Source organism: Jannaschia formosa (assembly GCF_003340555.1).
Taxonomy (GTDB): domain Bacteria; phylum Pseudomonadota; class Alphaproteobacteria; order Rhodobacterales; family Rhodobacteraceae; genus Jannaschia; species Jannaschia formosa.
Genome location: NZ_QPLJ01000055.1, coordinates 1 through 6966 on the forward strand (window position 1 = coordinate 1; position 6966 = coordinate 6966).

Here is a 6966-nt window from a genome sequence, read left to right on the forward strand (position 1 = left end):
TGGCGATCGCCGGCGAGAACCGTTCCGCAAAGATCCGCGTCCGGCACAGCGAGGTCGGGCACCGAAAGCGCCGAGCACTCAGGATGAGCCTGACCTGGCGCCCATGTGCCGGCAGATCCGCGAGACGACGCCGATAGCGGCTGTGTACACGACGAGAAATCTCACCGCATCTCGGGCAGACCGCAGCTTCGCCTGCCGCCTGCGGGTGGATCAGCACCGTATCCCCGACCAGCTCGATCCGCTCAGCCTTCAACCCTCCGGGCAGGAGCGCCCGTAGATCCACCCCAGATACCATCGGCAACCTCCTGTGAAGATTGCCGAAAGGTAGAGCTGCCGAGGATCAGCAGCACCAAATGCGAGCCAGACCCAGACTTGCACGCCGATTGACAACAACGCTCCGTGCGCTGGCGGCGGAGCTGAACGCTCGCGGCATCCGCACCCGCCGCGGCGGGCGGTGGCACGTGTCGAACGACCAGAACCTGCTGCTGCGGCTTGCTGAGTGAGCCGGTGAGGACCCAACGCCGCCACTCGTTCTATCAAGGGCAGATCAGCCTTCGACCTCAGCCGCACGGCCCGATGAACGTGGCACACCGAGACCGGGCGTCCGGCACCGCGCTTCGTCCTGGGTTCCGGAGCGAGTCGATGCGGGGTCACCCCGTAGGGAGCAGACGCCGGAGCGTCGCAATGAGCAACCGGTGGTCGATCGGCTTCGGAACGAGTGGAACCTGGGCGAGCGCGGGCTCGTCGATCTGAGTGCGCGCGTAGCCCGAGGTCAGCACGAAGGGCACGCCGGCCTCGTGCAGCGCGGCGGCCACGGGCGTGCCGCACTCGCCGCGCAGGTTGAGGTCGAGAAGCGCCAGATCGGGCGGCCCATCGGCCAGCGCGGCGAGCGCGGCCCGCACCGTCGGGGTGGGCCCGACGGGCTCGGCGCCCTGCGCGGCAAGGAGGTCGGCGATCTCCATCGCGATCAGCGGGTCGTCCTCGACCACCAGGATGCGCCGGTCTCGCAGCGCGCTCATATCGGCACGGGTCACGTTCACGTCGTCCTCTCCCTGGGGGCTTCGAAGGTCAGGTCGTAGCGGAGCCCCTCGGGGCGGTAGTCGAGCGACGCGGTGCCCTCGAGCTCATAGCTCGCAAGCCTCTCGAGAAGCCGTGTGCCGAAGCCCCGGCGGCTGGGGGACGTCACGGCTGGGCCGGCCTCCTCGCTCCACCGGAGCCGCACATGCCTGTCCCCCTGGCTGGCCTCCTCGCTCTGCCACGCGAGTCGGACCCGACCCTCGGGAGACGAAAGGGCGCCATGCTTGGTCGCGTTGGTGGCGAGCTCGTGCAGGACGAGGCCGAGGATGCGCCCGATCCGTGCCGGCAGCCACAGCGCCGGGCCATCGACCACGATGGCTCGGGGGCCGTCGGCCGTGAAGGGCTCGAGGGCCCGCGGCGCGAGTTGGGCCAGGTCGAGGCTCTGCGCGTGATCCTCAAAGACGAGCCCCTCGGCACGGGCAAGGGCGCCCAGGCGGCCGAGGAAGGCGTCACGATAGGCGATCGCGCCCGCGTCCTCGGCTACGGTCTGGGAGGCGAGCGCCTGCACGAGGCCCAGCATGTTGCGCACGCGGTGCGCGAGCTCGCCCACCAGGACCTTCTGCTCGGACAGCGCCTGGCCGAGCTCGGCATGCCCACGCAGCCGCTCGATCGCCGCTGCAAGCAGATTGGCGTAATTCTCGAGGAAGGCCGAGTCCTCCTGGTCGAAGTCGTGGTGCCGCGGCGCGTCCACCTCCAGCACGCCGTAGGGGCCGTCTTCACCTGCGATCACGACGTTGACCATGCTCTGGACGCCATGGTCGTGGAGCACCTCGGGGATGGCGAAGCGCCCCTCGTCCGCGAGGTCGGGTGAGATGACCGGCTCACCCCGCTTCAGAGCGTAGCCCGCCGGGGAGGCGCGTTCGCCTCCGTCGAAGGTCTCGTGCCCCACCACGCCGGGCTTCCAGCCGACCCCCGCGCGCACCAGGAAATCCCCACGCTCGGGGCGGTACTCCAGCACCTTGGCCAGTTCGGCATCCAGGCCCTCGGCCACGAGTTCGCAGGCGCGGTTCAACACCGCGTCGAGGTCGCCGGAGCGAAACGCGGCAAGTCCGAACTCCGCCAGCGCCCTCCGTTGCATGCGCATGCGGCCGGCCTGGGCCTTGATGGTGTCTGGCGCTGATGAGGAGCCAAGAGTGTCGGTCATGCAGCCTCCGTGGGTGGGCTACCAGACAACGCCATCAGACACTTGGCGTTCCCCCTCCCCTCGCAGACTGCGTGCGGGCGCATCAGCGTCGGCCTCCCATCGGCCAGACCGGACATGCAACAGAAGCGAAGTCTGACCACCCGATTGGGGCAGTCGAAGACCGATCCTGACCCGAAAAACCGCATAGGGTATCGCGGTCATGCGATCGGTTCCGGCTGGTAGTGATCGATAGCCTAGCCAGGCCGCAGCCGGACCTGTCCTACGGCGCCATCGCCAAGCTCCACCGGAGCTCACGCAACGCCACCTCGCTGCTGACCCAGCGGCATGCGAATGCGCGCCTCCTCGCCTGCGACATGCTCCAGGCCAACGCCCTTGGCGCCGGTTTCACGACGCTGGCTGCGAAAGCGGCGCCTGTCGAACCTCCACAACCTGCTGGTGCGACCTTGCGTCGGAAGGTGCAGACCGTGCGCATGCCGGCAGCCGGCCTGCCGATCCTGCGCAATGGGGACGCCACCAAATCGCGCCGTCGGATCAGACGGCGTCCCTCATGTTCCGATATAGCTCCTCGAGTCTCTCCGCCGGCCCAAAATTTGCCATTTCTGCGCCCTAACCACTCGGTCGTGCTGATAAACTTGGGAGACCCTCCGATGTCCACTCCGACTGCAGGCGTCGTTTACGACCCCGAACCGGGTGACGATCCGAACCGCATGACCTTGACTGCCGAAGACCTGTCTGAACTTGACGCAAAGGACGGCAAATCCTCCCTCATCTCCGCACTCTTCGGCAAGGCGATGACGGAGGACGAGAACGACGATGATCTCGACGAGCCCGAACATGACGACGATCTCGACGAGGAAGACCTCGACGAGGAAGACAGCGATGACGATGAGTCCGGGGACGACGATCCGGACGAGGACGACGACCTCGAAGATGAAGACGATGACTTGGCTGATGATGACGACGACCATGACGACGAGGGCATGGGCGATCCCGAAAGTGCTGACGAAGAGGACGGCGACGACCTGCACGACGATGACGACCTCGACGCGGACGAAGTCGAGGACGAGGACGAGGACGAGGACGGCGATCCCATCGATGAGAAGGACGATGACGACGACGATCTGGACGATGACGTTTCAGACGACGACGCCGACCTTGACGCAGACGATGACGGCGACCTCGACACCGACGACCACACCGATGAGGTTGAGGACGACGACCCGGACGAGAACGGTCGGCCCGATCATGTCGGCTCGCCTGCGGGAGACCCGCCTGGCCGCGCCCGCGCGGAAGAGGCTCGCAGGGACCTGCGCCTCGACAGGGACATCGATGACGGCGAGTTGACAGGAGAGCTCGACCTCGACCTCTTCGGCAACGGTCGAGACAACGCCCTGCGGGGGAACGCAGGCAACAATGTCCTGTTCGGCGCGGGTGGGGACGACGAGATGACCGGCGGCGCCGGAGCGGACGTCTTCGCCTTCGCCTCCATCGGGCGGGGGCAGTCGGGGCGGATCAAGGATTTCGACCACGACGACAAGATCGCGCTGGACGACCAGTTCTTCTCCATCGGGGATGCGACGGTCAATGTGAGGCAGGTCTCGCCGGGGCAGTTGCTTCGGGCCGTCGAACTGGGCCTGATCTCCTACGACGCGCGAAGCGGAGAGGTCCACGTCGCGGGCCTCGGTGACGATCCGCTTCTTGCCATCGAGGGCGGCGGGAGGATCGATCTGGACGACGTCCTCCTTTTCTGAACCCTCGGGGCGCCGCCCGAACGGGTGGCGCCCCCGTTCGCATCCGATATCAAAGCTTCACCGACCTGATCCACATGGCGCCTCAGGTTCGTCCGGCTGGCCCCGCTGATCGACTGGGACGTCCTCGAAGCCGGATGGGCGGGGTTCCTCCCGTCGCGTACTGAGCGGCCGGCGCCCTCGCCGCGGGCGATTGCAGGCGTGCTCTACCTTCAGCACGCCTTCGCGATGTCGGCCGAGGCGCGCGTCGCGCGGTGGGCGAAGAACCCTTACTGGCAGCACTTCCGTGGGGAGAGCTTCTTTCAGCACCGTTTGCCGATCGACCCGTCCTCGCGGATCCCCTGACGCCAGCGGATCGGGGAGAAGGGCGTCGAGTGGCTTCCCACCGCGAGCACCGAGGCCAGGCGAAACGCCGGCGTCCAAGCATCGCGAGGCCTTCGTGCTCCGCATGCGCGCGATGTCGGGCAACCATTATGACGGCCAGAGACGCCCCCGACCCGCCACGGCAGAACCCCAAAATCGAACGCACAGCGTGATGCTCAGGACGGACCAGAACGCCCGGAGCCTATAGGACGATTCTGTAGTACGGCCGCTTTGCCCAGTCTGGCAGCCCATCGACGCCGCAGAAGCCGATGGTCCCGCCTGAGGTCGCCTCGATGGACTGGTCGCTGACGACGAGCGCGCCATCGACGCCGCCGGTGTCGGCCACGAAGTTGACGGGCCCGCCCGCGATCACTTGCGATCCGAATATGCGAAAGCTCGCCGGGACGCGCAGGCCGCCGAGCGTGAAGAACTGCGCGCCGCCTCCAGGCGCACAATCGTCGTCGACGCCCATCCGGATGCCGGCTGCGCCCGTGATCGAGTTGACCGACGGGCTCGTCGTGATGACGGTAACGTCCTCGACCGCGGCCCCGGAGCCGAAAGACACCTCACAGTTGGTGATCAGCACGCCCTGCCGCAGCACCGTGTCCTGGGGCACGTTGAGACGCTGATTGGTGGAGTTGCAGGTCGCTTCGTGGATATAGCCGGGCTGCCACGTCGTCTCGTCGAGCTTGTTCTTCCAGTCGAGAGTCCGCGGCATCGGCGAGATGAGGTAATCGGGATAGTAGGGGGAGGAGGGATTCGTGATCCCCTGCTTCATGGCGAGGACCCGATCGGCCGCGTCGATCTCGTAGTAGGAATCCCGCAGCGCCTCGGCGAGACCGACATTTGTCTCCAGACCGCTGTTCGGCAGAACGATGTCCTGCCGGTCCGGCATCGAAACGATCACACCTTCTTCGTAGGTGTTGTTGCTGGAGACTTCGATGTAACCGTTCGAATGGATGCAGAAGCCGGACGTGTAGTAGTTGTTGCTGGTGACATCGACATACGATTCGGCGACGAAGCCTTCGAGCATGCAGGTCGGATTGTAGACATGGGCGACGGATTGGCGGATGACGCTGAAGGCCTCGAATCCGATGAGCTTCAGAAGGAACGTATTGACCGCGTTTCCGCGTTGGTCGACACGAGACGTATCGACGAACACCGCCTCCTTGGCGCCCGGGCTCGCGACGAAAGTCCGCAAGGTCTCGTCCCACTCCCCGAAAACGACGTCTGCCGTTTCGATGACCGTCCCGTGAATGGCGGCAGGCAGCGACCGCTCGACGACCGCCAGCGCGGCCGCGATCGCGCTGGCCTCGCTCTCGGTCTGGCGCGCGACCAGCGCGGCGTGTGCGGCACTGTCCGCCGCGACCTGCAATTGGGTGCGTATCCGCATCGCGTTCGACACGTCGATCGCGAGCCCTCCGATGGCACAGGCGGCGGTGAACAGGAACAGCCCGAAAGCCGTCATGGCCCCCTCTTCCGAGGAGGCAAACCTGCCGATGTGGCGAATGAAGTTTCGACGTGTCCGGGTCATGGCAGCCATTCCACTCTGTGCCGTGCGGTAAAGGTCACCGGCTGCATGCCGGTGGCCTCGAGGAAGCCCGACCGATCGATCGCGCTCCACGGAACGACGACGGTCGTGTCGATCATGTTCCCATTGAGCGTCACGGTCGCATCTGCAGAAACGTCGCGCAGCGCGAGCTGCCGCTCGATATAGGCCTCGGCCTCGGCGACGGTCTTGTATCGGCCGATCGAGAGTTGGCGGTTGCCATCCTGGATGCTGCGCGCGATCGGCGTATACCCCTGAAACGCGATGCTCGCCCAGGTTATCAGGATAATGAGCGCGGTCATTATCGCGAACCAGAACACCGCCTCGACCGTCGCCGTGCCATTCTCGGAATTTGCGAACCGGACTATCCCCAGCGGCATTCTCAGACCTCGAGATTCTCTTTGAATTGATGAACGACGATCGTCACTGACGCATCGCCCGAGATTCGAGCCACGATCCCCAGCATGTCGATCATTGATATCGGAACGCTCACCGCGGTCCTAATCACGCCCAGGCTGACGGAGCTCTGAATCGACGGCACCTGCGACCCCTCCGTCGGAAGCCGGCTCGCTATCGCCTGGATCACCCCGAGATCGGTCTCGATCAAGCCGATCGACCTGGCCCGCGTGCTGTCTTCAGCTATCCGGACGAGATCGGACCTGCTGTACAGGATGTAGGAAACGTCGGCGAGAAACATGAAGAAGGAAAAGACGAGAGGAAGCCACAGGACGAGCGATAGCGTCTCCACCGCGCCATCCTCGTCCACAATATATGCAATGAGAGAATTGCCCGTCCGTTCATCCATGGCGCCGCAGCCCCCCTCAGGTAACTGGTTCTAACAACGCAACCACCGGGCCTATTTTAAGACTTTTTCCCGATGCAAATCAGACAGATTGGGGCGGAAACGCGGCGTTCAGGATCCCGGACACAAGGCACCGGTGGTGCTGTCTGTCACATCCCGGCAGGTAGTATGGCCGTTTCCTGAACAGCTCTGGCTTGAGGGTGTGCCATTCCTTGATCGCCTGCAAGGGCGCCCTGGTCTCCAGGGCTGATTGCGGGAGTTGCTGGTTGTAGAGCCAGACGTA

At 65.3% G+C, this 6966-nt stretch carries 7 protein-coding genes and 2 pseudogenes; 2 read left to right on the top strand and 7 right to left on the bottom strand.

Translation table 11 applies throughout. The features are described 5' to 3' along the window. From DR046_RS22405 to DR046_RS22420, 3 genes are all read right to left on the bottom strand, one after another. Positions 1–295 (bottom strand): transposase family protein (locus tag DR046_RS22405; protein WP_135227389.1); only part of this gene is annotated, 295 nt, incomplete at its 3' end. A gap of 355 nt (positions 296–650) precedes the next feature. Further along, positions 651–1040 (bottom strand): response regulator, encoded by a 390-nt coding sequence (locus DR046_RS22415; RefSeq protein WP_115384568.1) that lies wholly within the window; start codon positions 1038–1040, stop codon positions 651–653. Next, a complete protein-coding gene (locus DR046_RS22420; protein WP_115384569.1) occupies positions 1037–2221 on the bottom strand; it encodes a sensor histidine kinase in 1185 nt (394 codons plus the stop codon). Before DR046_RS22420 ends, DR046_RS22415 begins: the two co-directional genes overlap by 4 nt. 221 nt (positions 2222–2442) lie before the next feature. Here DR046_RS22420 and DR046_RS22425 point away from each other — a divergent pair, with 221 nt between their 5' ends. Both DR046_RS22425 and DR046_RS24490 read left to right on the top strand, forming a co-directional pair. Next, the gene (locus DR046_RS22425) at positions 2443–3972 is read left to right on the top strand and encodes a hypothetical protein (RefSeq protein ID WP_135227390.1); all 1530 of its coding nucleotides are present in this window, start codon (positions 2443–2445) and stop codon (positions 3970–3972) included. 78 nt (positions 3973–4050) lie between these two features. Beyond that, positions 4051–4386 (top strand): annotated as a pseudogene (locus tag DR046_RS24490) (transposase); the annotation flags it as partial. A gap of 148 nt (positions 4387–4534) precedes the next feature. Here DR046_RS24490 and DR046_RS22435 read toward each other — a convergent pair. The 4 genes and pseudogenes from DR046_RS22435 to DR046_RS24030 all read right to left on the bottom strand — a co-directional run. Continuing rightward, positions 4535–5875 (bottom strand): pilus assembly protein TadG-related protein, encoded by a 1341-nt coding sequence (locus DR046_RS22435; RefSeq protein WP_115384572.1) that lies wholly within the window; start codon positions 5873–5875, stop codon positions 4535–4537. After that, positions 5863–6261, bottom strand: a complete 399-nt coding sequence (locus DR046_RS22440) for a hypothetical protein (protein WP_115384573.1) — start codon at positions 6259–6261, stop codon at positions 5863–5865. Before DR046_RS22440 ends, DR046_RS22435 begins: the two co-directional genes overlap by 13 nt. Positions 6262–6263: 2 nt before the next feature. Next, positions 6264–6686 (bottom strand): hypothetical protein, encoded by a 423-nt coding sequence (locus tag DR046_RS22445; protein ID WP_115384574.1) that lies wholly within the window; start codon positions 6684–6686, stop codon positions 6264–6266. 142 nt (positions 6687–6828) lie between these two features. After that, positions 6829–6966 (bottom strand): annotated as a pseudogene (locus DR046_RS24030) (IS481 family transposase); the annotation flags it as partial.